We start from the raw sequence: 23,980 nt of genomic DNA on the forward strand, positions 1-23,980 counted from the left end.
CGGCCCGTCCGGGCAAGCGGTGCAATCAAGTGGAGCCGGCAGCGACGGGAGGCGCACGACGATGACGACACGACGCGACGAGGGCCCGGCGGTGATCTTCGACGTCGGGATCGACCCGGCCGGACTGTCCGGCGACGACCTGTTCCGGGAACTGACGAGCCTCTACCGGACCCGCCTGCACACGCTGCGGCACGGCCCGGACGCGGCGCTGGAGAACCACTTCAAACGGACCGCGGAGCTGGAGACCGAGTACATGGCCCGGTACCCGGGCCGCGAGGTCGACCCGGACCGGCTCACCCGGGACTTCTGAGCGGGGGCTTTTCGCCAACTCCGAGGTGTAATCCAGGTCACAGCGACTCATGGAATCCCGGGGTGGTGCCGACGGTTGTGAACGGATGCCGGTGTGCCCAGTGTCCCCGGGCCTCACCCAACGCCTGCACGGACTACCGTTCGGCTGGAGCCGTGTTGAGCCTTCCGCCGCGAGGCGACCTGCACACCGGCATCCGCGCCGCCTTCCGGGAAACCGGGGGGCGGCGCAAAACTTTCCGGGCCAGAAATTTCCGCACCCGGTTTATCCAGGCAACACCCCCCGATCGTGGCACCTGATCGCGCACGATTCCGGATAGACGTGGCAATATCCGTCGAGTGTCTGCCCCGAAACGTCGAGTCCCGGCCGCGCAGCGTGGCGCCCGGCTGGCCCGGCGCACCCCCAAAGACGGCACGTCATCGCTGACCCCGCCGCGCCGCAACTCGCGGCACACGGCTCCGGTCGCCGGCACCGCGTCCGGTGGACCACACCCGGTGGAGCTCGCCGGGCTCCTGCACGAGGTCACCGTCCGCCTGCTCACCGCGGACTCCCTGCATCAGGCTCTCGACCGGTTCGCCGCGTTCGCGACGGCCACCCTGCCCGGCATCGTCCGCTGCTCGGTCGCCCTGATCGGCGAGGGCGGGCCCCTCACCGCGGCCGGGTCCGGGCCGGCCGGCGAGACGTTCGATCAGCAGCAGTACGAGGGAAGCACCGGCCCGGGCATGGAGGCGGCCCGCACCCGGACCGTGGTGACCGCGGACGACCTGCCGGCCGACGGGAGGTGGCCGGAGCTGGCCGACGCGGCCCGGGCCGACGGCCTGCGGGCGGTCGCCGCGATCCCGCTGGACGTGCGGCGCACCGCGGTCGGGGCGGTCAGCATCTACCCGGACCGGGCCGGTGCGGTCGACCCGGAGGTCCTGGTGACCGCGATGGCTCTGGCCGGCCAGGCCGAGGTGCTGCTGGGGGAGCTGCACCGCCGGGAGGCGCTGACCGAGGGCGCCGAGGTCGACCGGGCGGTCGGCGTGATCATCGCCCAGCGGGGCTGTGGCGTCCAGGAGGCCTACGCGGTGCTCCAGGAGAGCGCCCAGCGCCTCGGACTGGACCGGGGCACCGTGGCCACCCGCCTGGTGGCCGCAGCCGCCCGTAACAGCTCCTGAACGGCCGATGGCGTACCCGGACGACCCGGGTACGCCATCGTGGCGTCAGACGGCTTTCTGGACCGACTGGACGACCTCGAACTCCAGGAGGCTGGCGCCGGAGGCCACCGGCTTGGCCCGCTCACCGGAGTGTGCCTCCTTGGCGCCGCCGTTCGCCCAGTTCTGGAAGTCCTCCTCGGACTCCCAGCGGGTGTAGACGAAGTAGCGGGTGTCGCCGCCGACCGGGCGCAGCAGCTCGAAGCCGAGGAACCCGGGCGAATTCTCCACCGCGCCCTGCCGGGCCGCGAACCGCTTCTCCAGCTCGGGGCCGGCGCCCTCGGGGACCTCAATCGCGTTGATCTTCACAACAGCCATGCGGTCACGCTACTGCGCGTTCCTGGGAGGGTTGCCCGACGCCACCGGAGGCTCGGCCGGGAGATCCGTGCCGCCCGCCTTGACCGCCGCCTCCGTGCCGCCCGCCTCGACCGCCGGCTCTGCGCCGCCGGCCTTGACCGCCGCCTCCTCGGCCCGCGCCTGCTGGGCCGAGCGCTGCGAGAGCGGGAGCTCGGGCAGGAAGAAGACCACGACCAGGCCGATGAGCATCACAAAGAACGCGATCAGGTAGACCACGTGCACGCTGTCGGCGAAACCGACCTTGAACGGGTGCGAGATCGGGTCGGCCAGCCGGCTCAGGAACGACGTGTCGCTGAGGCCGGCGCCGCTCATCGCAACCTTCAGCGTCTCCTGCTGGGACGGGTCGGCGGCGAGCGCCTGCTGGAACGCCGGGGTCGGCTGCGCCATGGCGTACGCGTCCTTGATGTTGCCGGGCAGCACGTTGAACAGCACCGACAGGAAGACCGCGGTGCCGAGCGTGCCGCCCATCGAGCGGAAGAACGTGACCGCGCCGGTGGCGGTGCCGATCTCCCGGGGCGACACCGCGTTCTGCACGGCGGTGATCATCGGCTGCATGTTGCTGCCCAGGCCGAGGCCCATCAGCACCATCACCAGCATCACCCGCCACAGCGGGGTGTCCGCGCCGACCAGCGAGAACAGGTAGAGCGCGGTGACCATGAAGACGCTGCCGACGATCGGGAAGATCCGGTAGCGGCCGGTCCGGGAGATCAGCTGGCCGGAGATGATCGAGCCGGCCATGATGCCGACCACGAACGGGATCATCTGGAGGCCGGCCAGGGTGGCCGAGGAGCCCTTCACGATCTGGAGGTACAGCGGGACGGTCATCAGGCCGCCGAACATCGCCATGCCCAGGATGGTGCTGGCGGTGACGCCGACGGCGACGGTGCGCTTGCCGAGCAGGGCCAGCGGCAGCAGCGCCTCGTCCTTGTAGGCGCGCTCGGCCAGGATGAAGCCGACCAGGCCGATCGCGCCGACCACGTAGCAGGCGATCGAGCGGCCGGAGTCCCAGCCCCACTCGCGGCCCTGCTCGGCGACGGTCAGCAGCGGCACCAGCGCGAGGATCAGGGTGAGCGCGCCGGGCCAGTCGATGCGGTGGTCGACGCGGTGGTGCGGCAGGTGCAGGACCCGGGCGACGACGGCCATCGCGGCCAGGCCGATCGGCACGTTGAGGTAGAACACCCAGCGCCAGCCGTCGGTGCCCAGGATCGTGTCGGCGCCGGCGAAGAAGCCGCCCAGGATCGGGCCGAGGACGCTCGCGGTGCCGAAGACGGCCAGGAAGAAGCCCTGGTACTTGGCGCGCTCACGGGGCGGGACGATGTCGCCGATGATCGCCAGGGCGAGCGACATCAGGCCGCCGGCGCCGAGGCCCTGGATGGCCCGGAACGCGGCCAGCTGCCACATGTTGTCGGAGAGGCCGCAGAGGAACGAGCCGACGATGAAGATGCCGATGGCGAGCAGGAAGAACGGGCGCCGGCCGTAGATGTCGGACAACTTGCCGTACAGCGGCGTGGAGATCGTCGAGGTGATCAGGAAGGCCGTGGTGGCCCAGGCCTGGAGGTCGAAGCCCTGCAGGTCGTCGGCGATGGTCCGGGTCGCGGTGGCCATGATCGTCTGATCCAGCGCGGCGAGGAACATGCCCATCATCAGGCCGCCGAGGATCGTCAGGATCTGGCGGTGGGTGAATTCCACCGGCGCGGTCGCCGGTGGGGCTGGGTGGCTCACGCAGTCTCCCGTGGGGGTGATGCCGGGTCGGAACGCAGGTGCGCCTCGACCGCGTTGTTGAACTCTTCGAAAAGATCCGTGAAGGCGGCGACCCGGTCGGCGGGCCACTCGTCCAGCACCCGGGTGAGCATGGCCACCCGGGCCTCGCGCACCCGCTCGCACGCGGCCACGCCGGCGTCGGTGACGGCCAGCCGTGAGGCGCGGCCGTCCGACGGATCCGCCTCACGGCGGGCCAGGCCCGCCTTCACCAGCTGGGCGGCCTGGCGGCTGACCGTCGACGGATCGGCCCCCTTGACCTCGGCGAGGTCGGTGACCCGCATGGGGCCCATCGCGCGCAACGGTGGCAGCAGCATCAGCGCGGAGAACTCGGCGCCGAGATCTCCCGTCTTGAGCATGCCCCGGAATCGCGCGCCCATCCGGACCAACCGCGTGATTTCGTCGGCCAGCCGGGTGGATTCCTGTTCGTGCACGGGCGTCGTCCTCCGGATCGAGATATGCGTGTAGCCTACAACTACTTGCGTGATGAACGCATGCGCCAGACACCTGTGGTGAGCGTCTCGGTGTCCTCGAGCGTGCGGGGGACCGGCACGACGTACTCGGTCACCAGGTCGAAGAGGCGTTCCGGGAAGAAACCCCGCCCCGGGTCGCCGACCAGCACCTCGGCGCCCCGGTTCCGGGCGGCACGCAACTGGGCGACCATCTTCGGGGCGACCACCGGGCTGTAGAAGACGTCCCCGGCCAGCAGCACCTGCGGATCGTCGAGACGACCGGCCAGGGACAGCCCGTTGGCGGACGCGTTGCGGTGCGCCGCCTCGACCGCGGCCGGGTCGATGTCGGTGCAGGCCACCGCGGCGGCCCCGGCGTAGGCGGCGGCGATCGCGGCCACCCCGGAGCCGGTGGCCACGTCCAGCACGCGGCGTCCGGCGACCTCGAACGGGTGATCCAGCAGGAAACGTGCCAGCGCCTGACCACCCGCCCAGGCGAACGCCCAGAACGGCGGCGGCCGGTCACTGCGGAACTCGCCGCCGGTCAGGTCGAACAGCCCGACCGGCTGGGTGACGAGATACAGGGAGAGCTCCGGGGCCAGCGGCACCGGCGACAGGGTGGTGGGCAGCACCCGGTGATTGTCCTGGAACTAGCCGATCGGCTGCGGCTCGCCCGCCATGATCAGTTTCGTCCGGTACTCGGCGCGGGCCTCGGCCGCCCACGGGGCGTCCTCGTCCTCCAGCAGCGGGCGCGACGCCAGGAACGCGGCGGCGGCCAGCGGGCGCGCGGCACGGGCCGGCGGCCGCTCGGCGGCCAGCGCCACCAGCTGGTCGAACGTGGCGGTGTCCACGTGCACCCGATCCCGGGCCAGGCCGACCCGGCCCCGGTGGGACGTGATCACCGATTCCCGGTGACCGACCCCGGGCTCCAAGCGGTCCCGCAGGATCCCCAGATCGTCCGTCAGCGTCGTCGGGGAGACACCGAGCGTGTCGGCCAGCTCCACAAGCGACCACTCGCCCCGCAACGCCAACAGGGCGAGGAGGTGCCGCGGCCGGGCGCCGCCGAAGTCTTCCCCGGAAAGGCGGATGCCTCGGGTACGGACCTCGAGAACGCCGAAGAGCTGGATGTCGTGCATGATCCAGAACTCTGCTGTTTCAGCGGTACCGGCGGCAAGCCCCAAAGCGAGGGGGTCGGGTTGACCGAAAGACGCATCATCGGGTCCGCTCGGAGGCATCCGGCCGTCGGGCGTACGGGTGGGCAGCCTGTTGGTAGGGAAGGCAGTCCGTCGGGTAATCCTTAGACTGCGCGGAGCCCGTCGGGGGCACATCGAGGAAGGTGACGTATGGACAGCGGCGACACGATCACTGTGCTCGTCGTCGACGGTCACCAGACCTTCGCCGAGCTTCTGGGGCACGCTCTTGCAGGTCAGGCCGACCTTCAGTGGGTCGGGCACGCCCGTACCGGAGCGGAGGCGCTACGGCTCGCGGCCGACCTGCTGCCCGATGTGATCGTGATGGACCCGGAACTGTCCGATGCCGACGGCATCGCCATCGCCGAACTCATTCGGGTTAGACAGCCAGCCTCACGTGTGGTGATCCTCACTGCCAGCGAAGATCAGACCCTCGTGCGGCGGGCCACCACCGCGGGCGCGGCCGGGTTCCTCTCCAAGAACGGTGCGCTCGGTGACGTGCTGAACGCGTTGCGCACCGCCCACCGCGGCAGCATGACCGTCTCCACCGACATCCTCGCCCGGCTGCTGCGCAGCACTACCCCGGCGGTCGCCGGACAGCGTGGCAACGGGCTCACCGCGGGTGGCCTCACCCAGCGCGAGGACGAGGTTCTCCAGCTGATGGCGGCCGGTCTGGACGCCCGCGCGGTGGCCCGGCGGCTGGGCATCAGCGTGCACACGTGCCGCGGTTACCAGAAGGCGGTGCTCGCCAAACTGGGGGCGCACAGTCAGCTCGAGGCGGTCGCGATCGCCACCCGGCGTGGATTGGTTCGACCTGACCCGCGGTAAACCTTCCGGTCACTCATCCGGAAGAGCGGTTCCTTACGTACTTCCTACGGGGGACATCGTGGGTGCGCTGCGCAGGGAGGAATCGTGGACCGTACCGCTCCGGCCGGAGTGCCGGGGGAGGAGAGCTCGGCCTTGCCGCTCCGGCGGCGGCCGGCTCGGGAGCCGGATACCGACGGCGGTGACAAGCCGCTCGGGTGGTTCGGCGATCCGAAACCATCCGAGTCGGGGTCGATCTCGTCACCGGTAGCCGCTCCGGGCTCACCGGCTGTCGCGTCGCCGGGCTCGCCGGCTGTTCCGTCGCCTCGGGCGGCGGGGGACAACACGCCCGCTCCGGAGTTCGGGCCGGCGTCGCCGGGCGGGCCGGGACGGGTCTCGTTCGGATTCAGTGACGGGCCGATCGGTGGGGCGCGGGCGGGGCGCGGGCGCGGCATCGACGACACGGGGGGCATGCGGAAGGTCTCCGACGACACCGGCGGCCTTCGCCGGGTGTCCGACGACACCGGCGGGTTGCGGCGGGTCTCGGACGACACGGGTGGCCTGCGGCGGGTGTCCGACGACACCGGTGGGCTGCGGCGGGTCTCGGACGACACCGGTGGGCTGCGGAAGGTTTCCGACGAGCCGTCGACCGGTGGGTTCCGGGCGGGCGGTGATCTTCCCGCCCGCAAGCGCGGTGGGACGGCCGACGACGGTGATGATCTGCCGCGCCGCGGCCGGTCCGGATGGGACTCCGGCACCACCTCGTCCTCGTCTTCGTCGTCCTCCTTGTCCTCCTCGTCCGACGATCTGCCGATCGTCCGCACGGGTGGCAGCGACACGCCGTCGTGGAGCAGCGACTCCGACCCGTTCAGTGTCGGGATCGGGTCGCTGCCGGCCGACGCCGCGTCGAGCGCGCCGTGGCCGGATTCGTTCGCGTCCAGCCCCTCCTCGTCCTCGGCTGCCTCGTCCTCGGCGGCTTCACCGGGTGGCTGGGGCACCGGGACCGGTGTGTCCGGCGGCTGGGACCGCCGTGACGAGCCGGTCATGTGGTCCGACACCCTGCCGGGCGCTTCCACGCCGACCGGGCAGTCCTCCACGCTGTCCAACGGGCCGGTCTCGGGGCCGCCCGGGGGGATGGCGCCGCCCGGAATGCGGCCGCCGCGCCGGCAGTCCCGGCTCGTCACGGCCGGCATGGCGGTGCTCGGCATTGTCGCGCTGGCCGCGGTGGTGCTCACCGGGGTCGTCTACTACTCGGGCGAGGACAACCAGATCGCCCAGATGCTCGGCGGTGGCGACGACTCGCGGGTGGTCAGCGGGCCGCTGGAGGACCGGACGATCGCCACGTTCGAGCTGCTCGCCGCCACCGACCGGGTGCAGCTGCGGATCGCCGACCTCGGCGACGACCTCTACCAGATCAGCTCGCCCGAGGGCGCCGGCATCAAACCCAGCGCGGAGATGCGCGACGACCGGCTCCGGGTCGACGTGACCCGCGACGACGCGGCGGTCGGCGGTGAGGTGGAGGTGGTGCTGGCCGCGAAGGTGCGGTGGACCATCCGCTTCTCCGGCTACTCGGCCGAGCGGATCGTCGACCTGAGCGCCGGCCGGGTCCGTGGCATCGAGATCGTCGGCGGCACCCGGCGGGCCGAACTGACCCTCGCCGACGCGGCCGGCACGGTGCCCATGAAGATCACCGGCGGGATGGAGGAGCTGGTGCTGCGGGCGCCCAGCGGCAGCCCGGTGCGGATCAAGGTCGGCGGCGGCGCCGGCACGGTCACGGCCGGCTCGCGGACCCTGCGGGACGTGGCGCCCGGCTCGACTCTGACCCCGAAGGACTGGACCACCGGCAACCGGTACGACGTCGACGCGGTCGCCCCCGTCACCCTGCTGACGGTCGAGACCACCTGACCTGCCCGGTCAGGTGGTCCCGGCCGCCCCACTCAGTTCAGGACGCGCAGCCGGACGGTCTGCTCCATGGCACGGAGCAGGTCCAGCACCTCGTCGGGGTAGCCGCGGGCGATGTCGGTGATCAGGTAGCCGTACTCCCCGCGGGTGCTCAGCATCTGGCCCTCGACGTTGACGTTGTGCTCGGCGAGGATCCGGTTGACCTGCGCCAGCACACCCGGCGTGTTCTTGTGCATGTGCACGATCCGGTGCATGCCGGGCAGCTCGGGCAGGGTGACGCCGGGCAGGTTCACGCTGAGCGACGTGTTGCCCTCGGTCACGAACTTGGCCAGCTTGTTCGCCACGAAGCCGCCGATGTCGGACTGGGCCTCCTCGGTCGAACCGCCGATGTGCGGGGTGAGGATCACGTTCGGCAGGCCGCGCAGCTCGGACAGGAACTCGTCGCCGCGGCCTTTCGGCTCGGTCGGGAACACGTCGACGGCGGCGCCGGCCAGGCGGCCGCTCTTCAGCGCGTCACGCAGCGCCAGGTGGTCGACGACGATGCCCCGCGACAGGTTCAGGAACAGGCTGCCGGGCCGCATCTTGGCGAACTGCTCGGCGCCGAAGAAACCGGCGTTGCCGGGGCGGCCGTCGACGTGCATGGTGACGATGTCGCTGGACTCCAGCAGCTCGTCGAGGCTGGCGGTGCGGTGTGCGTTGCTCAGCGCCAGCTTGTCCGAGGTGTCGTAGAACGACACTGACATGCCCAGGTTCTCTGCGAGGACCGACAGCTGGGTGCCGATGTTGCCGTAGCCGATGATGCCGAGACGGCGGCCGCGGATCTCGTGGGCGCCGTCGGCCGACTTGTCCCACACGCCGGCGTGCATCAGCGTGTTCTTCTCGGTGAGGCGGCGGGTCAGCGCGATGATCTCGGCGATCGCCAGCTCCACCACCGACCGGGTGTTCGAGAACGGGGCGTTGAACACCGCGACGCCACCGGCCGACGCGGCGGCCAGGTCGATCTGGTCGGTGCCGATGCAGAACGCGCCGATGCCGACGAGCTTGTCGGCGGCCTCCAGCACCTTCGCCGTCACCTGCGTCTTGGAGCGGATGCCGAGCAGGTTGACTCCGGAGATGCGCTCGATCAGCTCGACCTCGTCGAGTGCGTTGCGCAGGGACTCGACCTGGAAGCCGTCCTCCTCGAGGCGGGAAACCGCGTCGGGGTGGATGCTCTCCAGAAGCAGGACTCGCACCTTGGGCTGGTCGCTCATCATCTTCCGTTCCATGATTCGGTTGGGCGCCCGGGCCGCCACGCCGAAGCCCAGTTCACGGGCGTCAAGCCTAGTCCCCCGGCGAGCCGGGCCCGGTGCGGTGTGCTGGAGGTCCCATCTACCGGTCAACCCCGTAACTGTTACGAGTCGGCAGCGGGTGTGGTTCAGCCCCGTTTCGGTGATTACGGCCGGTCAGTCCCCGAGCGCGGCACGCAGCCACGGCACCAGCGCGTCGCCCTGGAACCGCTGGAACTCCCGGATCGTCGGCAGCCCCGGCGGGGCCGGCCGGCGGGCGCTGTTCAGGAAATAGCCGGTGGCGCCGGCGATGACATCGACCGCGGTCCGTGCTTCGACGCCGGACAGCAGCGGGCCGGGGTCGCCGCCGTGCACCACCACATTGATCGCCAGCAGCACCGCGTCCAGCCAGGGCGGGCCGGAGCAGCCCCACGGCCAGTCGATGAACACGAACCGTCCGTCCGGCCGGATCAGGATGTTGTCGGCCCGCAGGTCGGTGTGGACGAGAGTGTCCCCGGTGGCGATGGCGGCGGCGCCCCGGCCGGCCGCCGCGCACAGCGCGTCCAGCCTCCGGGCGGCCCACGGGTCGAGGTCGGTCGGCGGGTCGGCGGCGATCGCCGGCCAGCCACCGAACGCGGGCGCGAGACGGTCGGCCGCCTGCGGCAGGCCGGGAACCGGCGACGGCGTGAGCGCTGCGGCGAGGTCACGCAACGCGGCTGCGGCGCCGCGGATCTCACCCTCGATCCAGGGGGTACGCGGATGCGTGCCCTCGATGTCCTCCAGGACGAGCACCACCCACTCCCCGTCGTCGAAGCCGCCGAGAACCCGGGGCACCGGCGCGCCGGCCGGAAGGGCGGCGCTGATCCGCAGCTCGTCCCGGGCCATCACGGCCGAGTCGGTGTTGAGGGCCGGGGTGACCGCCTTCACGAACGCCCGCCGGCCGGTCGCGGTGCGGACCCGGTCGGCGGTACCCGGCGAGAAACCGCCGGTCTGGGACTCCGCCGCCACCACCGGCCCGCCGACGATCAGCTCGATCTCGTGCCGGACCGGGGCGGGCAGATCCACCCAGCCGATCCGGACGCCACTCGCCACCACCATGCCGGTGATCGTGGCAGGGACCGGGCGGGCGGCCCAACCGGATTTCCACGTCCGGATCTCCACGTCCGGTGGAGTCGGCAGTCCGCAAGAGGGGTAGAGCGGACCGATGACGTGCCGGGCTCGGTATCGTCGATGGAGAACCTGGTCTCGAGGTGGGGCGATGGGATCGCTGGGGTGGGCCGTGCTGCTCTCCCTGCTGTCCGTCGCCGCCTACGCGTCGGCCGCGGTGGCGCAGGAACGGCTCGCGGGCAGCGGCCATCGTGGCTGGTCACGGTGGGCGGCGGCGCTGCTGCTGACCGGCGCCGGAGCGGGCCTGCACGTGGTGGCGCTGAATTTCGGGACGGTCGCCGTGGTGCAGGCGCTGGGCACGCTCACGCTGCTGTTCGCGCTCCCGATCGAGGTGGTCCGCTACCGGACCCGGATCAGTGCGGCGTCGTGGCGGGACGCGGCGGCGACGGTGGCCGGCCTGGCGCTGATCCTGTCGCTGTCGGTGGGGCCGGACCGGCCGGCGCTGCTCACCGAACCGGTCACCCGGCGGCTCGCGCTGATCACCGCGGTGGCCGTGTTCGTGTGCTGCCTGGGCGCGTGGCGGGCCGGGCCGCGGGGCCGGGCGGTGCTGCTGGCCGCGGCTGCGGGCGTCGCGTTCGGGATCTCGTCGGTGCTGTCGAAAGCGGTGCTGACCTCGTTCACCACCGGCGGGCCGGGCGCCGTGTCGGCGACGGCGGCGCTGCTGGTGGCGGCGTTCGCGGTGTGCGGGTACCTGCTCGGGCAACTCTCCTACCAGGGCGCCGGGCTGGCCGCCCCGCTGGCCACCGTCAGCGTCACGAACCCGCTGGTCGCGGCGGCGGCAGGGGTGGTGCTGTTCGGTGAGGGCGTCCGGTTCGGGTCGGCCGGGCTGCTGACCGTGGCGGTCGCGGCGCTGGTCATGGCGTGGGGTGTGGTGGGGCTGGCCCGGCGCAGCGCGGCCACCTCGACGGCCGGGGTGCCCGTCCGGTGACCAGCGGCTTCCGCCCGAAAGCCGCGCTGGCAGGCCGGACCACCGCCGGCGTCGCGGGGTAGCCCGGGAACTCTTCGTAGCCGTACCGAAAAAGGGATTTTCAGGGCGCTCTGGGCAGGAGAACGGTGACCGTGAGGCCGCCCTCGTCGCGGGCGTCGGCCCGCAGCCGACCGTGATGGGCGCCGACGACGGCCTGGACGATGGACAGGCCGAGGCCCGCGCCGGGGGAGGCGAGACGTTCCCGGTGGAAGCGCCGGAACGGCTGGAACAGGCCGGCCACCTCGTAGCGCGGCACGATCGGGCCGGAGTTGCCGACCTGTAGCTCCACCCAGCCGTCCGGGCGGGTGCAGGTGGTGATCCGGACCCAGCCGCCGGACGGGACGTTGTGCCGGACGCCGTTCTCCACCAGGTTCTGCACCAGGCGTTCCAGCAGCACCGGATCACCCAGGACGGCGGCCTCCTCGGTCTCAGCGACGATCTTGACGGTGTCCGAGACGGCGACGTGATCGACGATGTCGGCCAGATCGACGTAGGAACGTTCGGTGACCTCCCGCTCCGACCGGGCCAGCAGTAGCAGGCCGTCGATGAGCCGCCCGTGCCTGTCGTTGATGGCCAGCAGCGTCGTGCCGAGCTGCCGGACCTCGGCCGGGGTGTCCTCCGGTTCCAGCGCCACCTCCAGCAGTGTCCGGTTGAGGGTCAGCGGGGTCCGCAGCTCGTGCGACGCGTTCGCGATGAACCGGCGATGCCCGTCGAGGGACTGCTCCAGCCGGGCCAGCATCAGGTCGAACGTGTCGGCCAGCTGTTTCAGCTCGTCGTTCGGGCCGTCCAGGGCGATCCGCTCGGGCAGGCCACGGTCCGGCAGCGGGGCCTCCGCGATCCGCCGGGCGGTCGCGGTGATCTGATGCAGCGGCTGGAGCATCCGCCCGGCGATCAGCCAGCCCAGCGCGATCGTCGCCGCGCTCACCACCACCAGCGCGATCGCCCCCTGCACGACCACGCTGTGCAGGAGCTCGCCCGGCCCGCCGGTCACCTTCTCGACGAACAGCGAACCCTCGGCGGCGGTCTTCGGCGGCGGCGTCTCACCGGACACGGCCGATGTGCCGGCGATGAGCGTCCCGCTGCGTTCCACCAGCACGTAGATGGCGCCCAGCAGCACCAGGCCGGCCGAGACGAACAGGCCACCGTAGACGGCGGTCAGCCGGGCCCGCACGGTCAGTCTCATCGGATCCGGTACCCCACTCCCGGTTCGGTCAGCACCACCGGCGGATCACCGAGTTTGCGCCGCAGCTTCAGGATCGTCATCCGGACCGCATGGGTGAACGGGTCGGCGTTCTCGTCCCACGCCTTCTCCAGCAGCGTCTCCGCCGACACCGCCGTCCCGTCCGCGCGCAGCAGCTCGGCCAGCACCGCGAACTCCTTACGCGACAGCGGCACGTAACGGCCGTCGCGGTGCACCTCCCGCCGGTACGGGTCGAGGCTGATCCCGGCCCGGCGCAGCACCGGCGGCGCCGCCGGACGGGCCCGCCGGCCGAGCGCCGCGACCCGGGCCGACAGCTCCCGGAACGCGAACGGTTTCGGCAGGTAGTCGTCGGCGCCCAGAGACAGCCCGGTGACCCGGTCGTCGATCCCGGCGGCCGCCGTCAGCATCAGCACCCGGATGCCGGCCTTGCGTTCGGCCAGCACCTGGCACACCTTGTCGCCGTGCACCACCGGCACGTCCCGGTCCAGCACCACCACGTCGTAGTCGTTGACGTCGATCCGTTCCAGCGCCGACCCGCCGTCGTAGACGACGTCGACGGCGTGTGCCTCGTGCCGCAGCCCCTGCGCCACCGCATCGGCGAGCAGCGGCTCGTCCTCCACCACCAGGATCCGCATGGCTCCATCTTGACCCCGGCCGCCGTCAACTCGGCGTCACGTTCTTCGGTGACGCCCGGGATACACCGCTGTCGCTCTACTTCGGTGCGTGGCGGCCACCCGGCCGCCGGCGGAGGAGACGACATGAGGATCAGGACGATCGTCGCGCTCGGCGTCCTGCTCGCGGCGACGACCGCGGGTTGTTCGCGGGCCGACGACGACGGCGGGGGAGTGGCCACCGCCGCCGACGCGACAGCGAAACCATCGGCCAGCGCCGCCGCCGGCAGCGGCCCCGACCGGGAATCGTCGCTCGAGTTCTCGAAATGCATGCGCGACCAGGGCCTGGAATGGTTCCCCGACCCGAAACCCGACGGCCGGATGGAGCTGTCCCTGCCGCAAGGTGTCGACCCGGCAGCGGTCGACAAGGCCCAGCAGGCGTGCAAACAGTTCCTGCCCAACGGCGGCGAACCGCCGAAACTGTCGGCCGCGGAGATCGAGAAGAACCGGCAGCTCGCCAGATGCATGCGCGAGAACGGAGTGCCGAACTTCCCCGACCCCGCCGCCGACGGCGAACTCGCCATCGACGGCAACAAACTCGGCACCGGCCCCGGCGACCCGGTCTTCGACGCCGCCGACAAAGCCTGCGCCCGGTACCGCCCGAACGGCGGCGGCGAACGCAGCGAACACACGGAGACGACATGAGACGACTCGTGATCGCCGGGCTGCTGCTGCTCACCGCCGCCTGCACCCCGGACACGACCGACGAGCCGGCGGTCGCCAGCGTCGGCAAGGGGACCGTCACCGCCAGTCCTTCGGCGTCCGCGTCGTTCGACCCGGACGCCCCGCTCAAACACGCCAAATGCATGCGCGAGAACGGGATGACCTGGTTCCCGGACCCGCCGCCACCCGGCGAAGGCCAAGCCCTGCAGATCCCGGCCGGCACCGACCAGAAGGACTTCGAGGCCGCCATGAAGGCCTGCGAGAAATACCTGCAGAACGCCATCGACAAAGGCGGGCCGGACGCCGCGGAGATCGAGCGGCTACGCCAGTTCGCCAAATGCATGCGGGAGAACGGCGTGCCCGACTTCCCCGACCCGAAGGCCGACGGCACCTCGCAGATCCAGATCAACCCGGACGACCCGAACTTCACCACCGCCGAGAAAGCCTGCGAACAGTACAAACCGGAAGGCGCGCAAGGGCGGATCGCCGGCGGGCCACGCGAAGCGGGAGGCAAGTAGATGCGACGCAGATGGACGACCGCCGCGGTAGCGGTGGCCCTGACCGCCGGCGGAGTGGCCGCGTTCCTGCTCACCGGCGGCCTGCCGGAGACCGAAGGCAACGACGCCCAGGCCGCCGGCAACCAGCCCGCCGCGACCGCCGACATCACCCGGCAGACCCTCGTCGACAAGGAGAGCCACGGCGGCTCCCTCGGATTCGGCGACACCGCCGCCCTCACCACCAGACTCTCCGGCACCGTCACCGCGCTGCCCGCCGCCGACTCCACCATCAAACGCGGCGGCACCCTTTACCAGGTCGACAACGATCCGGTGGTGCTGCTCTACGGCTCCCTGCCCGCCTACCGGGCCCTGTCACCGGGCGACGAGGGCGCCGACGTCACCCAGTTCGAGAAGAACCTGTGGGCGCTCGGCTACCGCGGCTTCACCGTCGACGACGAATACACCTCGGCCACCGCCGACGCCGTCGAGGACTGGCAGGACGACCTCGGCCTCGACGACACCGGAACCGTCGAACTCGGCCGCGTCGTCTACGCCGGCGGGCCGATCCGGGTCGCGTCCCGCAGCGCCGACCTCGGCGCGAGCGTGCAACCCGGCACCGAACTGCTGACCACCAGCGCCACCGGCCGGGTCGCCACCGTCGAACTCGACATCGCCGACCAGCGGCTCGCCAGGAAAGGCGCCAAAGTCGACGTGACCCTGCCGGACGGCAAGACCGTCGCCGGCAAGATCACCGCCGTCACTACCACCGTCGAGGAAGCCGAGAACCCCGGCCAGCAGGACACCACGAAAATCCAGGTCACCGTCGGATTCGACAAAGCGCCGCAAGGACTCGACTACGCCGCCGTGACCGTCCTGTTCGTCTCCTCCCAGCGGGAGAACGTGCTGACCGTACCGGTGAACGCGCTCCTCGCCCTCGCCGAAGGCGGATACGGCCTGCAGATCGTCGACGGCACGGCCACCCGCATCGTCGCCGTCGAAACCGGGCTGTTCGCCTCCGGGCGGGTCGAAGTCACCGGCGACGGCCTCGCCGAAGGCCAGAAAGTGGGAATCCCGACGTGACCGCCGTCATCGAACTGCACCAGGTCACCAAAAGCTACCCGGGCGGCGTCACCGCGCTGCGCGACGTCGACCTCACCATCGAACACGGCGAACTGATCGCCATCGTCGGCCCCTCCGGCTCCGGCAAATCGACCATGCTCAACCTGATCGGCACCCTCGACCGGCCCACCTCCGGCCAGGTCGTCATCGACGGCCACGACATCGCCGGCCTCACCGACCGGCAGCTGTCCGCGCTACGGGCCCGCCGGATCGGATTCGTGTTCCAGTCCTTCCACCTCGCGCCCGGCCGCGACGCCCGCGCCAACGTCGCCGACGGCCTGCTCTACACCGGCCTGCCCCGCCGCGAACGGGAACGCCGCGCCGACCAGGCGCTCACCCGCGTCGGACTCGGCGACCGCCTCAGCCACCGGCCCCACCAGCTGTCCGGCGGCGAACGGCAACGCGTCGCCGTGGCCCGCGCCGTCGCCGGCGACCCGGCGGTGCTGCTCGCCGACGAACCGACCGGCAACCTCGACTCGGTCTCCGGAAACGGCGTCATGGACCTGCTGCGCGAACTCAACACCGCCGGCACCACCGTCCTGGTGATCACCCACGACCACGAGATCGCCGGCTCCCTGCCACGCCAGGTGCCCATGCTCGACGGGCAGGTGATCTGACATGAGCTCGCTGCGCCCGGCGCGGCTGCGCCCCTCCGACCTACTGCGTCTAGGCGGGTACGGCCTGCGCTCCCGCCCGCTGCGGGCCGTCCTGTCCGCCCTCGGCATCGCCATCGGCATCGCCGCCATGGTGTCGGTCGTCGGCATCTCCACCTCCGGGCAGGCCGACCTCGACGAACAACTCGACGCCCTCGGCACCAACATGCTGACCGTGGCGCCCGGCCGGACCATGTTCGGCGACGACGCGACCCTCCCCGACGACGCCCTCAACATGATCAAACGGATCGGCCCGGTCACCTCGGCCACCGCCGTCGGCACCGTCGGCGACACCTCCGTCTACCGCACCGACCAGATCCCCCCAGGCGAAACCGGCGGCCTCGCCGTCATCGCCGCCCAGCTCGACCTGCTCGGCACCGTCAACGCCCGGCTGGCCGGCGGCGCCTGGCTCAACGCCGCCACCGCCCGATACCCGGCCGTCGTCCTCGGCGCCGCCGCGGCCCGCCGGCTCGGCGACGTGCCGGCCGTCTGGATCGGCGGCCGCCACTACTCGGTCATCGGCGTCCTCGACACCGTCGCCCTCGCCCCCGAACTCGACACCGCCGTCCTGATCGGCTGGGACGCCGCCAAGTCCTACCTCGACTTCGACGGCCACGCCACCCGCGTCTACACCCGATCCGTCGAAACACAGGTCGAAGCCGTCCGGGCCGTGCTGGCCGCCACCGCCAACCCGCAGAACCCCGACCAGGTCGACGTCTCCAACCCGTCCGACGCGCTCATCGCCCAGCGGGCCGCCAGCCAGACCTTCAACTCGCTGCTCCTCGGCCTCGGCGCCGTCGCTCTGCTCGTCGGCGGCATCGGCGTCGCCAACACCATGGTCATCTCAGTGCTCGAACGCCGCGCCGAAATCGGGCTGCGCCGCTCCCTCGGCGCCACCCGCGGTCAGGTCCGCACCCAGTTCGTCGCCGAATCCCTGCTGCTGTCGCTGCTCGGCGGCCTCGGCGGAGTGCTCGGCGGGCTCACCGTCACCGTCGTCTACGCCGGCACTCAGCAGTGGCCGCCCGTCGTACCGCTGTGGGCCGTCGCCGGCGGCCTCGGCGCGACCCTGCTCATCGGTGCGATCGCCGGCCTCTACCCGGCGATCCGGGCGGCCCGCCTCGCCCCCACCGAAGCCCTCGGAGCCGCCTGATCCAACCTCCTTCGCGCCGCGTTGAGTCAACTTCTTCTCGCCGCGTTGATCCAACCTGGGAGCGTTCCCGTATCGATCGTCGTAGGGTTCCATCGGGATCGGGAAAGCAGCAGGCCAATGCACCGGAAACTCGTCATCACCGTCGGGCTCGCCGTGACCATGGCGGGTGCCGGGATCGGTATCGCCTCGGCCGCCCAAGCCGCCGTGCCCACGGTCAACTGCCCGCAGGTCTACGTCACCGTCAACGTGCCCGCCCAGGCACAGGCGGAAGTGGACAGCAACCTCCGGCAGATCGACCAGCAGATCAACGAGGCCAACAACCGCATCGCAGCCACCCAAGGCCAGGGCGGCGCGAACTTCATCCAGAACGCGATCCTCGGGCCGCTGAAGGACAAGCGGTTCGCGGCGATCAACCGGATCGAGACCGCGATCTCCCGCTTCGCGGCCCGGCCCAACCTCAACGCCGAACGCATCGCCACCTGCACCCTCAACCAGAACGGCGGCGCGCCCGCGGTCACCACCCCGGCCGCCGCCCAGCCCGGCAACAACCTCGGCATCCTCACCAACAGCTGCGACACCAGCCGGCTCGAAGCGCACGACGGCTTCCAGAAGGGCAACCGCTGCGTCTCCACCGAATTCGGTGAAGTCGGCAACGCGGCCAACAACCCCACCCTGCTGATCACCAGCGCGCCCCGGCAGGTCAACCGGAACCAGCCGTTCACCCTCCAGGTCAGCACCCGCAACCTGATCCGGGACCGGTTCCTCGCCGCCGGCCAGGGTGGCTACTACGTGGAATCCAGCGTCCTGCAGAACGGCCTGGTCCGCGGCCACTTCCACACCGCCTGCCGGATCCTCGACAGCCAGCAGCAGGCCCCGGCGCCCGACCCGGTCCCCGGCTTCTTCGTCGCCACCGAGGACAGCCGCGGCGGCGCCCAGCCCGACACCGTCGCCATCCAGGTGCCCGGCCTCGCCCAGTCCGGCACCTTCCAGTGCTCCGCGTGGGCCGGTGACGGCTCCCACCGCATCCCGATGATGGAACGCGCCAACCAGACGCCCGCCCTCGACTCCGTCCGGGTCCGCGTCCGCTAGGCACAGCAACGCAAAGGCCCGCCCGGTCCATCTGGACCGGGCGGGCCATTTTGCGCGCCCGGCAGGATTCGAACCTGCGACCGGTGGATTAGAAGTCCACTGCTCTATCCGCTGAGCTACGAGCGCTGGCCTAGCCAGCACATCCTAGGCGGTCGTGCCGGACTTGTCGTCCGCCTCGTCCGCGGCGGCATGCTCCACCGCCGCCTCCGCCTCCACGAGAACGGCGGCAATGCCCGGTTGATCCTCCGGCGCGGGCGGAATCTCCGGCTCCGGAGAACCAGGCGCCGGCAGAAAACCGTCCACCCAGCGTCCCACCTCACGGAACACCTCGGCCCGGACGTCCTTGCCGGAGAGCGTCAGATCATGCATGCCGCCGTCGAACTGCGCGATCGTCACATGCGGGCCCAGCCCCGGCGACCACCTGACGATGTGCTCCACATCCAGCACCGTGTCCGTCACCCGGACGTCCTCGTGCCAGTCCCGTCCCCGGAACGTCCGCGTCGAACACGCCACCAGCACCGGAACGTCGATCGCCAGACCCGACCGCAGCTTGCTCTGCCCCCGGCTGATCGCCGCCAGCCAGCCCATCGTCACCGGAAAACCGAGAATCGGCTTCCAGGCCAGGTCGTAGGCCCACTCACCCTCGTGATCACTGTGCAGGCTCTTGCCATACAAACCAAGAGAAGCGACAGGCATCTTCTTGTACGGCGAACGGCCGCTCGCCGCGAGCACCACCGACATCAGTGGGCGGCGCATCAGCCACGGCAGATTGAAATCGAAGAACGGGCTGTTCAGGAACAGTCCGTCGACCTTGCGCTGATCACGACGGGAGTGCGCCCACAACGACGTGATCAGACCACCCGTCGAGTGACCGGTCACCAGCAGCTGATCGTGCCCGTCGTCCTCGCGGATGATCCGGGCCGCCTCGTCCAGCTCCGGAAAATACTCGGCCAGGCTGCGCGCGAAGTTCGGCGTCTGGTGCGGCAGCAGGCTCCGCCCGTACTTCCGCAGGTCCAGCGCATAGAAATCCCAGCCCCGCTCGACGAAGAAGTCGGCCATGTGGGTCTGGAAGAAGTAATCCACGAACCCGTGGACATGCAGCACTGCCCGCCGCGACGGCGTCTCCGCCCGGCGGCGCACCAGCGTCGCCACCACCGGGCCCTCGTCGTCACTGCCCAGCTCGATGGTGTGCCGCTCGTACGGCCACCCGAGGACGTCGGTCTCCACGACGACAGGTTACCCATGGGTACTGCCCGGCGCGCCATATCAGATCCGTGATCCTCCGCGCTCGTCGTCCACAAGCCGCGCCCATCCACAATCAGTCACCGCAAGATCATCGCCGGTGAGGTTATCTCGAACCCGACCTGAGCACCCACCCCTCAGAGAGGAAGCAACGTCGTGTTCGAAACCCAACTCGCCGTCGTCGGCAACGTCCTCACCGCCCCCGAATGGCGGCGCACCCCCACCGGCAACGCGCTCGTCGCCAACTTCCGGATCGCCTCCACCGCCCGCCGCCTCGACCGCGAAACCGGCCGCTGGACCGACGGCAACAGCCTGCGCATCCGCGTCACCGCCTGGCGCCGCCTCGCCGAAGGAGTCGCCTCCTCGATCGGCGTCGGCGACCCGATCGTCGCCTTCGGGCGCATCTACACCCGCGACTGGGTCGACGACGACAACAACAACCGCGTCTCGTACGAGATGGAGGCCTTCGCCATCGGCCACGACCTGGCCCGCGGCCGCGCCCGCTTCTACCGCAACAAACCCACCGCCAACAGCATGATCGAAAACCCCGAGACGGACGCCGCCGTCCGCGGCGAGACCACCCTCGCCCTCGACGACGACGAGATCCCGGTCAGCTACGGCGACGGACTCCCCGAGCCGGACCCCGACCAGGAGAAACCCACCTTCCTCGAAGTCGTCGCCGCGGCCGCCGACGAGACCGCCGAACCCGGCGACGAACCCGCACCCGCATCACCCGACGCGGCCCCGCCCGTGCCCGCCCCGCCCGTACCGGCCCCGCCCAGCGCCCTCGCGCCGGTCTCGGCGCCGCCCGCCGACACCCGCCGCACCCGGCGCACCGGCCGCCGCGAGCCCATCGCGGCCTGAGACCTTCCCGGGAGCCGCCGTCACCGGAAACCGAGTCCCTGCGGGTGACCGGTGACAGCGGCGCCCGGCGGCCCGGCCGGTGCCGGGGTCACATCCCCCACCACCGCCCGGGTGGCGGGACAACCGGCCGGGCCGCCGTGGTCCTCCCCATCAACTCCGGATCGTCGCTCGAAAGAGGGACGCCTGCATTCGTGGCAGAACAGGCACGCATCAGGGTTTTACTCGACATTCATGGATTCCATCTATCGGGATAAGCCGATCGGACCCCGGGAACCGGCCACCAGTCGGAGCGGCCCGGCTGGGCTTCCCGCATCACCAACCGGCAGACTGAACCCGTGCTGCTGAAGGACATCCGCGCCATCGCGACCGAGACGATGGTGCTATCGCCGGAGGACCCGTCGGCCGAGGACGCCAACACCACCTGGTTCGGCGCCCCACCGCACGAACGCATGGGCCTGTCCGCGGACGAGGTCGTCACCGCGTTCGAAGAGACCGCGGCCGGGCTACGCGACCGGGTCGCCGGCCTCGGCCACCGGGGCACCGCCACCTTCTACGTCTGGCACGACGCCATCGCCGGGCAGCTCCGCTGCTCAGCCGGCACGTGCAAACCCAGCGACCTGCCGTTCAACGCCGCCTACCAGGTCACCGACGACCTACGCGCCATCGTCGTCGAATTCCTCGAAGACCGCGCCCCCGGCTCCATCGTCTGGGGCGAGCTCGAACCCGTGCCGTACCCCGACGACACCGACAACGAACCCCCGTCCCTCGCGGTCTGGGCGTTCGACCTCACCCCGTTCGGCCGCTGACGTGCCCCCACGCTGGGCCGCCGACGCGGCCGGCCTCATCGCCGGATACCTGCTCGACGCCGCGATCGGAGACCCGCGGCGACTGCACCCCGTCGCCGGCTACGGCACCGCAGCCGGCGCCCTCGAACAACGCGTCTACCGGCCCCACCGCACGGCCGGAGCACTCTTCACCACCATCGCCGTCGGAGCGCCCGCACTCGCCGGGCTCGCCGCCGGACACGCCACCCGCAACCACCCGGCCGCCCGGTTCGCGGTCACCGCCGTAGCCACCTGGACCGTCCTCGGCGGGCGCACCCTGCGCCGCGAGGCCCGGACCATGGCCCGCCACCTCGACGCCGGCGACCTGCCCGCCGCCCGGGGCCGGCTCAACCACCTGTGCGGCCGCGACCCGTCCACGCTCGACGAACCCGAACTCGCCCGCGCCACAGTCGAATCCGTCGCCGAGAACACCTCCGACGCCGTCGTCGCTCCCCTCGTCTGGGGTGCGCTCCTCGGCCCGGCCGGACTCCTCGGATACCGGGCCGCCAACACGCTCGACGCCATGGTCGGGCACCGGTCGCCGCGGTACGCCCGGTTCGGGACACCGTCGGCCCGGCTCGACGACCTGCTCAACCTGGCGCCGTCCCGGCTCACCGGACTGATCACCGCGGCGGTCTCGCCGATCGCGGGCGGGACACCGAAAGAGACGCTGCGCGTCTGGCGGCGCGACCGGGACGACCATCCGTCGCCCAACGCGGGGCAGTGCGAGTCGGCGATGGCGGGGGCGCTGGGGGTACGGCTGGGCGGGCGCAACGTCTATTTCGGACGTAGCGAGACACGGCCGTTCCTGGGGGACGGGCCCCGGCCGTCGGCTGTGCATCTGCGGCGGGCGGCCCGGGTCTCGGGGGCGGTGGGGGCGGTGGCCGTGGTGCTGGCGGCCGGTGTCGCGGCGGCACGAAGCACGATCGGAGCACGGAGCACGGCCGCAGTACGGAGCAGGATCACAGCCGGTGGAGGCGGCGGGGGCGGGGCGGGGCCCGAAGGGCCGACACTGTTCCGTGCCAGGCTCCGATCATGACCGGCGGCCTCCTGATCGCCGGCACCACCTCGGACGCCGGCAAGAGCGTCCTGACCGCCGGCATCTGCCGCTGGCTGCACCGCCAGGGCGTCCGCGTAGCCCCGTACAAGGCCCAGAACATGTCCAACAACTCGGTCGTGGTGGTGACCGCCGACGGCCGTGGCGGCGAGATCGGCCGAGCCCAGGCCATGCAGGCCGCGGCCTGCGGCATCGCCCCCGACCTGCGCTTCAATCCGGTGCTGCTGAAGCCCGGCAGTGACCGTTCCAGCCAGGTCGTCCTGCTGGGCGAGGCGGTCGACACGGTGACCGCCGGTAACTACCGGACGTTGCGCCCGAAGCTGGCCGAAACCGCACACGCGGCCCTGGCCGACCTGCGGACCGACTACGACGTGGTGATCTGTGAGGGGGCCGGCAGCCCCACCGAGATCAACCTGCGCGACGGCGACTTCGTGAACATGGGCCTGGCCCGCCGGTTCGGCCTGCCGACGGTGGTGGTGGGTGACATCGACCGGGGCGGGGTGTTCGCCGCGTTCTTCGGCACGCTGGCGCTGCTGTCCCGGGCGGATCAGGAGCTCGTCTCCGCGTTCGTGATCAACAAGTTCCGTGGTGACCTGGAGATTCTGCGCCCCGGGCTGGACATGATCACGGCGGCGACCGGACGGCCGGTACACGGTGTGCTGCCGTTCGACCTGGATGTCTGGCTCGACGCCGAGGACTCTCTCGCGTACGGCAAAGTCCTGGGTCGTCCGGGGCCGCCGCGCGGGACCGCCTGGCTGCGCGTCGCGGTGATTCGGGTGCCGCGGATCTCGAATGCCACCGACGCCGAGGCGCTGGCCGCCGAGCCCGGGGTGCGGGTGCAGTTGACCGTCGAGCCGGCCGAGATCGCCGACGCCGACCTGGTGGTGATCCCCGGTTCGAAGGCCACCGTGAGTGATCTCGCCTGGCTGCGCGAGACGGGCCTGGCCGACGCGGTCGCCACCCATGCGGCGGCGGGCAAGCCGCTGCTGGGCATCTGCGGTGGTTTCCAGATGCTCGGCGAGCGCATCCATGACGAGGTGGAGAGCACCCGCGGGACGGTTCCGGGGCTGGGCCTGCTGCCGGTCGAGATCACCTTCGCGGCCCGCAAGACGCTGGCCAGGTCGTCCGGGTCCGGCCTGGGTGAGCCGGTGGCCGGCTACGAGATCCATCACGGGTACGTGTCGTCGGGCGCCCCCGAGCCGCTGTTGCGCCACGACGACGGCCGTCCGGAGGGCGCGGTGGCCGGGAACGTGTTCGGCACGCACTGGCACGGGGCGTTCGAGTCGGACGCGTTCCGTCGCCGGTTCCTGACCGAGGCGGCGCGCCTGGCCGGACGGCACGGGTTCACGGTCGCCGCGGACACCAGGTACGCGGCGGTCCGGGAGCGTGCCCTGGACGTGCTCGGTGATCTCGTCGAGGAGCACCTGGACATCGGCGCGCTGTGGCGGCTGATCGAGCAGGGCCCCACCCCGGACCTGCCGTTCCTGCCCCCGGGTGCCCCGTAGGGGTCTTCTCCGGGTCGCGGGCAGGGGACACACGTTGCGTCTCCGGCGTACGTTGGTCGCGGAAGCGCGGCCCGGCGCCGCGGCAG

At 71.5% G+C, this 23,980-nt stretch carries 25 protein-coding genes and 1 tRNA gene; 15 read left to right on the forward strand and 11 right to left on the reverse strand.

The window, feature by feature from the left end; all coding sequences use genetic code 11:
• The first annotated feature begins 61 nt into the window (after nucleotides 1-61).
• Both AB0E94_RS46410 and AB0E94_RS46415 read left to right on the forward strand, forming a co-directional pair.
• Nucleotides 62-310: a DUF6158 family protein gene (locus AB0E94_RS46410; RefSeq protein ID WP_360340953.1), complete on the forward strand. Its 249-nt coding sequence runs from the start codon at nucleotides 62-64 to the stop codon at nucleotides 308-310.
• A gap of 335 nt (nucleotides 311-645) precedes the next feature.
• Nucleotides 646-1,464: a GAF and ANTAR domain-containing protein gene (locus tag AB0E94_RS46415; RefSeq protein WP_360340956.1), complete on the forward strand. Its 819-nt coding sequence runs from the start codon at nucleotides 646-648 to the stop codon at nucleotides 1,462-1,464.
• Nucleotides 1,465-1,509: 45 nt separating this feature from the next.
• Here the strand turns inward: AB0E94_RS46415 and AB0E94_RS46420 are convergent, their stop codons facing one another.
• Genes AB0E94_RS46420 through AB0E94_RS46440 form a run of 5 tightly spaced genes read right to left on the reverse strand, consistent with a single transcriptional unit; the run spans nucleotide 1,510 to nucleotide 5,200 of the window.
• The gene (locus AB0E94_RS46420; protein WP_360340959.1) at nucleotides 1,510-1,818 is read right to left on the reverse strand and encodes an antibiotic biosynthesis monooxygenase; all 309 of its coding nucleotides are present in this window, start codon (nucleotides 1,816-1,818) and stop codon (nucleotides 1,510-1,512) included.
• Between the two features lie 9 nt (nucleotides 1,819-1,827).
• Nucleotides 1,828-3,579, reverse strand: a complete 1,752-nt coding sequence (locus AB0E94_RS46425) for an MDR family MFS transporter (protein ID WP_360340962.1) — start codon at nucleotides 3,577-3,579, stop codon at nucleotides 1,828-1,830.
• Nucleotides 3,576-4,049, reverse strand: coding sequence for a MarR family transcriptional regulator (locus AB0E94_RS46430; protein ID WP_360340965.1), 474 nt, complete (start codon nucleotides 4,047-4,049; stop codon nucleotides 3,576-3,578). The genes AB0E94_RS46425 and AB0E94_RS46430 overlap by 4 nt, the downstream gene beginning before the upstream one ends.
• A 41-nt stretch (nucleotides 4,050-4,090) precedes the next feature.
• The gene (locus tag AB0E94_RS46435) at nucleotides 4,091-4,696 is read right to left on the reverse strand and encodes a 50S ribosomal protein L11 methyltransferase (RefSeq protein ID WP_360340968.1); all 606 of its coding nucleotides are present in this window, start codon (nucleotides 4,694-4,696) and stop codon (nucleotides 4,091-4,093) included.
• 18 nt (nucleotides 4,697-4,714) lie between these two features.
• Nucleotides 4,715-5,200 (reverse strand): HTH domain-containing protein, encoded by a 486-nt coding sequence (locus AB0E94_RS46440; RefSeq protein ID WP_360340971.1) that lies wholly within the window; start codon nucleotides 5,198-5,200, stop codon nucleotides 4,715-4,717.
• Between the two features lie 207 nt (nucleotides 5,201-5,407).
• On the opposite strand from AB0E94_RS46440, the gene AB0E94_RS46445 reads away from it, so the two are divergent.
• Together AB0E94_RS46445 and AB0E94_RS46450 are read left to right on the forward strand one after the other, a co-directional pair.
• Nucleotides 5,408-6,082, forward strand: coding sequence for a response regulator transcription factor (locus tag AB0E94_RS46445; protein WP_360340974.1), 675 nt, complete (start codon nucleotides 5,408-5,410; stop codon nucleotides 6,080-6,082).
• Between the two features lie 447 nt (nucleotides 6,083-6,529).
• Entirely contained in the window at nucleotides 6,530-7,963 is a 1,434-nt protein-coding gene (locus AB0E94_RS46450; RefSeq protein ID WP_360340977.1) for a hypothetical protein, read from the forward strand.
• Nucleotides 7,964-7,995: 32 nt separating this feature from the next.
• Here the strand turns inward: AB0E94_RS46450 and serA are convergent, their stop codons facing one another.
• Entirely contained in the window at nucleotides 7,996-9,225 is a 1,230-nt protein-coding gene (gene serA, locus AB0E94_RS46455; RefSeq protein ID WP_360340980.1) for a phosphoglycerate dehydrogenase, read from the reverse strand.
• A 177-nt stretch (nucleotides 9,226-9,402) separates the two neighbouring features.
• Nucleotides 9,403-10,323, reverse strand: a complete 921-nt coding sequence (locus AB0E94_RS46460; protein WP_360340983.1) for a phosphotransferase — start codon at nucleotides 10,321-10,323, stop codon at nucleotides 9,403-9,405.
• Between the two features lie 160 nt (nucleotides 10,324-10,483).
• Here AB0E94_RS46460 and AB0E94_RS46465 point away from each other — a divergent pair, with 160 nt between their 5' ends.
• Entirely contained in the window at nucleotides 10,484-11,320 is an 837-nt protein-coding gene (locus tag AB0E94_RS46465) for a DMT family transporter (RefSeq protein ID WP_360340986.1), read from the forward strand.
• Nucleotides 11,321-11,420: 100 nt separating this feature from the next.
• Here AB0E94_RS46465 and AB0E94_RS46470 read toward each other — a convergent pair whose 3' ends face one another.
• Together AB0E94_RS46470 and AB0E94_RS46475 are read right to left on the reverse strand one after the other, a co-directional pair.
• Nucleotides 11,421-12,542 (reverse strand): HAMP domain-containing sensor histidine kinase, encoded by a 1,122-nt coding sequence (locus tag AB0E94_RS46470; RefSeq protein ID WP_360340989.1) that lies wholly within the window; start codon nucleotides 12,540-12,542, stop codon nucleotides 11,421-11,423.
• Nucleotides 12,539-13,195: a response regulator transcription factor gene (locus AB0E94_RS46475; RefSeq protein ID WP_360340992.1), complete on the reverse strand. Its 657-nt coding sequence runs from the start codon at nucleotides 13,193-13,195 to the stop codon at nucleotides 12,539-12,541. The genes AB0E94_RS46470 and AB0E94_RS46475 overlap by 4 nt, the downstream gene beginning before the upstream one ends.
• 123 nt (nucleotides 13,196-13,318) lie before the next feature.
• On the opposite strand from AB0E94_RS46475, the gene AB0E94_RS46480 reads away from it, so the two are divergent.
• From AB0E94_RS46480 to AB0E94_RS46505, 6 genes are all read left to right on the forward strand, one after another.
• Nucleotides 13,319-13,876, forward strand: coding sequence for a hypothetical protein (locus tag AB0E94_RS46480; RefSeq protein ID WP_360340995.1), 558 nt, complete (start codon nucleotides 13,319-13,321; stop codon nucleotides 13,874-13,876).
• A complete protein-coding gene (locus AB0E94_RS46485; RefSeq protein ID WP_360340998.1) occupies nucleotides 13,873-14,412 on the forward strand; it encodes a hypothetical protein in 540 nt (179 codons plus the stop codon). Before AB0E94_RS46480 ends, AB0E94_RS46485 begins: the two co-directional genes overlap by 4 nt.
• Complete coding sequence (locus AB0E94_RS46490) at nucleotides 14,413-15,471, forward strand: HlyD family efflux transporter periplasmic adaptor subunit (protein ID WP_360341001.1); 1,059 nt, start codon at nucleotides 14,413-14,415, stop codon at nucleotides 15,469-15,471.
• The gene (locus tag AB0E94_RS46495) at nucleotides 15,468-16,127 is read left to right on the forward strand and encodes an ABC transporter ATP-binding protein (RefSeq protein ID WP_360341004.1); all 660 of its coding nucleotides are present in this window, start codon (nucleotides 15,468-15,470) and stop codon (nucleotides 16,125-16,127) included. The genes AB0E94_RS46490 and AB0E94_RS46495 overlap by 4 nt, the downstream gene beginning before the upstream one ends.
• Nucleotide 16,128: 1 nt before the next feature.
• Nucleotides 16,129-17,313, forward strand: a complete 1,185-nt coding sequence (locus AB0E94_RS46500; RefSeq protein ID WP_360341007.1) for an ABC transporter permease — start codon at nucleotides 16,129-16,131, stop codon at nucleotides 17,311-17,313.
• Between the two features lie 117 nt (nucleotides 17,314-17,430).
• On the forward strand, nucleotides 17,431-18,402 hold the full coding sequence (locus AB0E94_RS46505; protein ID WP_360341010.1) for a hypothetical protein: 972 nt from the start codon (nucleotides 17,431-17,433) through the stop codon (nucleotides 18,400-18,402).
• A 53-nt stretch (nucleotides 18,403-18,455) separates the two neighbouring features.
• Here AB0E94_RS46505 and AB0E94_RS46510 read toward each other — a convergent pair.
• Together AB0E94_RS46510 and AB0E94_RS46515 are read right to left on the reverse strand one after the other, a co-directional pair.
• Nucleotides 18,456-18,528 (reverse strand) — tRNA-Arg (locus AB0E94_RS46510).
• 18 nt (nucleotides 18,529-18,546) lie between these two features.
• Nucleotides 18,547-19,629 (reverse strand): alpha/beta hydrolase, encoded by a 1,083-nt coding sequence (locus AB0E94_RS46515; RefSeq protein ID WP_360341013.1) that lies wholly within the window; start codon nucleotides 19,627-19,629, stop codon nucleotides 18,547-18,549.
• Nucleotides 19,630-19,800: 171 nt separating this feature from the next.
• Here AB0E94_RS46515 and AB0E94_RS46520 point away from each other — a divergent pair, with 171 nt between their 5' ends.
• The 4 genes from AB0E94_RS46520 (at nucleotide 19,801) to AB0E94_RS46535 (ending at nucleotide 23,894) form a co-directional block, all read left to right on the forward strand.
• Nucleotides 19,801-20,508 (forward strand): single-stranded DNA-binding protein, encoded by a 708-nt coding sequence (locus tag AB0E94_RS46520; RefSeq protein WP_360341015.1) that lies wholly within the window; start codon nucleotides 19,801-19,803, stop codon nucleotides 20,506-20,508.
• 335 nt (nucleotides 20,509-20,843) lie between these two features.
• Entirely contained in the window at nucleotides 20,844-21,314 is a 471-nt protein-coding gene (locus AB0E94_RS46525) for a hypothetical protein (RefSeq protein ID WP_360341018.1), read from the forward strand.
• Between the two features lies 1 nt (nucleotide 21,315).
• Nucleotides 21,316-22,371 (forward strand): cobalamin biosynthesis protein, encoded by a 1,056-nt coding sequence (locus tag AB0E94_RS46530; RefSeq protein ID WP_360341021.1) that lies wholly within the window; start codon nucleotides 21,316-21,318, stop codon nucleotides 22,369-22,371.
• Nucleotides 22,368-23,894, forward strand: coding sequence for a cobyric acid synthase (locus tag AB0E94_RS46535; RefSeq protein ID WP_360341024.1), 1,527 nt, complete (start codon nucleotides 22,368-22,370; stop codon nucleotides 23,892-23,894). Before AB0E94_RS46530 ends, AB0E94_RS46535 begins: the two co-directional genes overlap by 4 nt.
• Nucleotides 23,895-23,980: the final 86 nt, after the last annotated feature.

The organism is Actinoplanes sp. NPDC026670 (assembly GCF_040638175.1).
Lineage (GTDB): Bacteria > Actinomycetota > Actinomycetes > Mycobacteriales > Micromonosporaceae > Actinoplanes.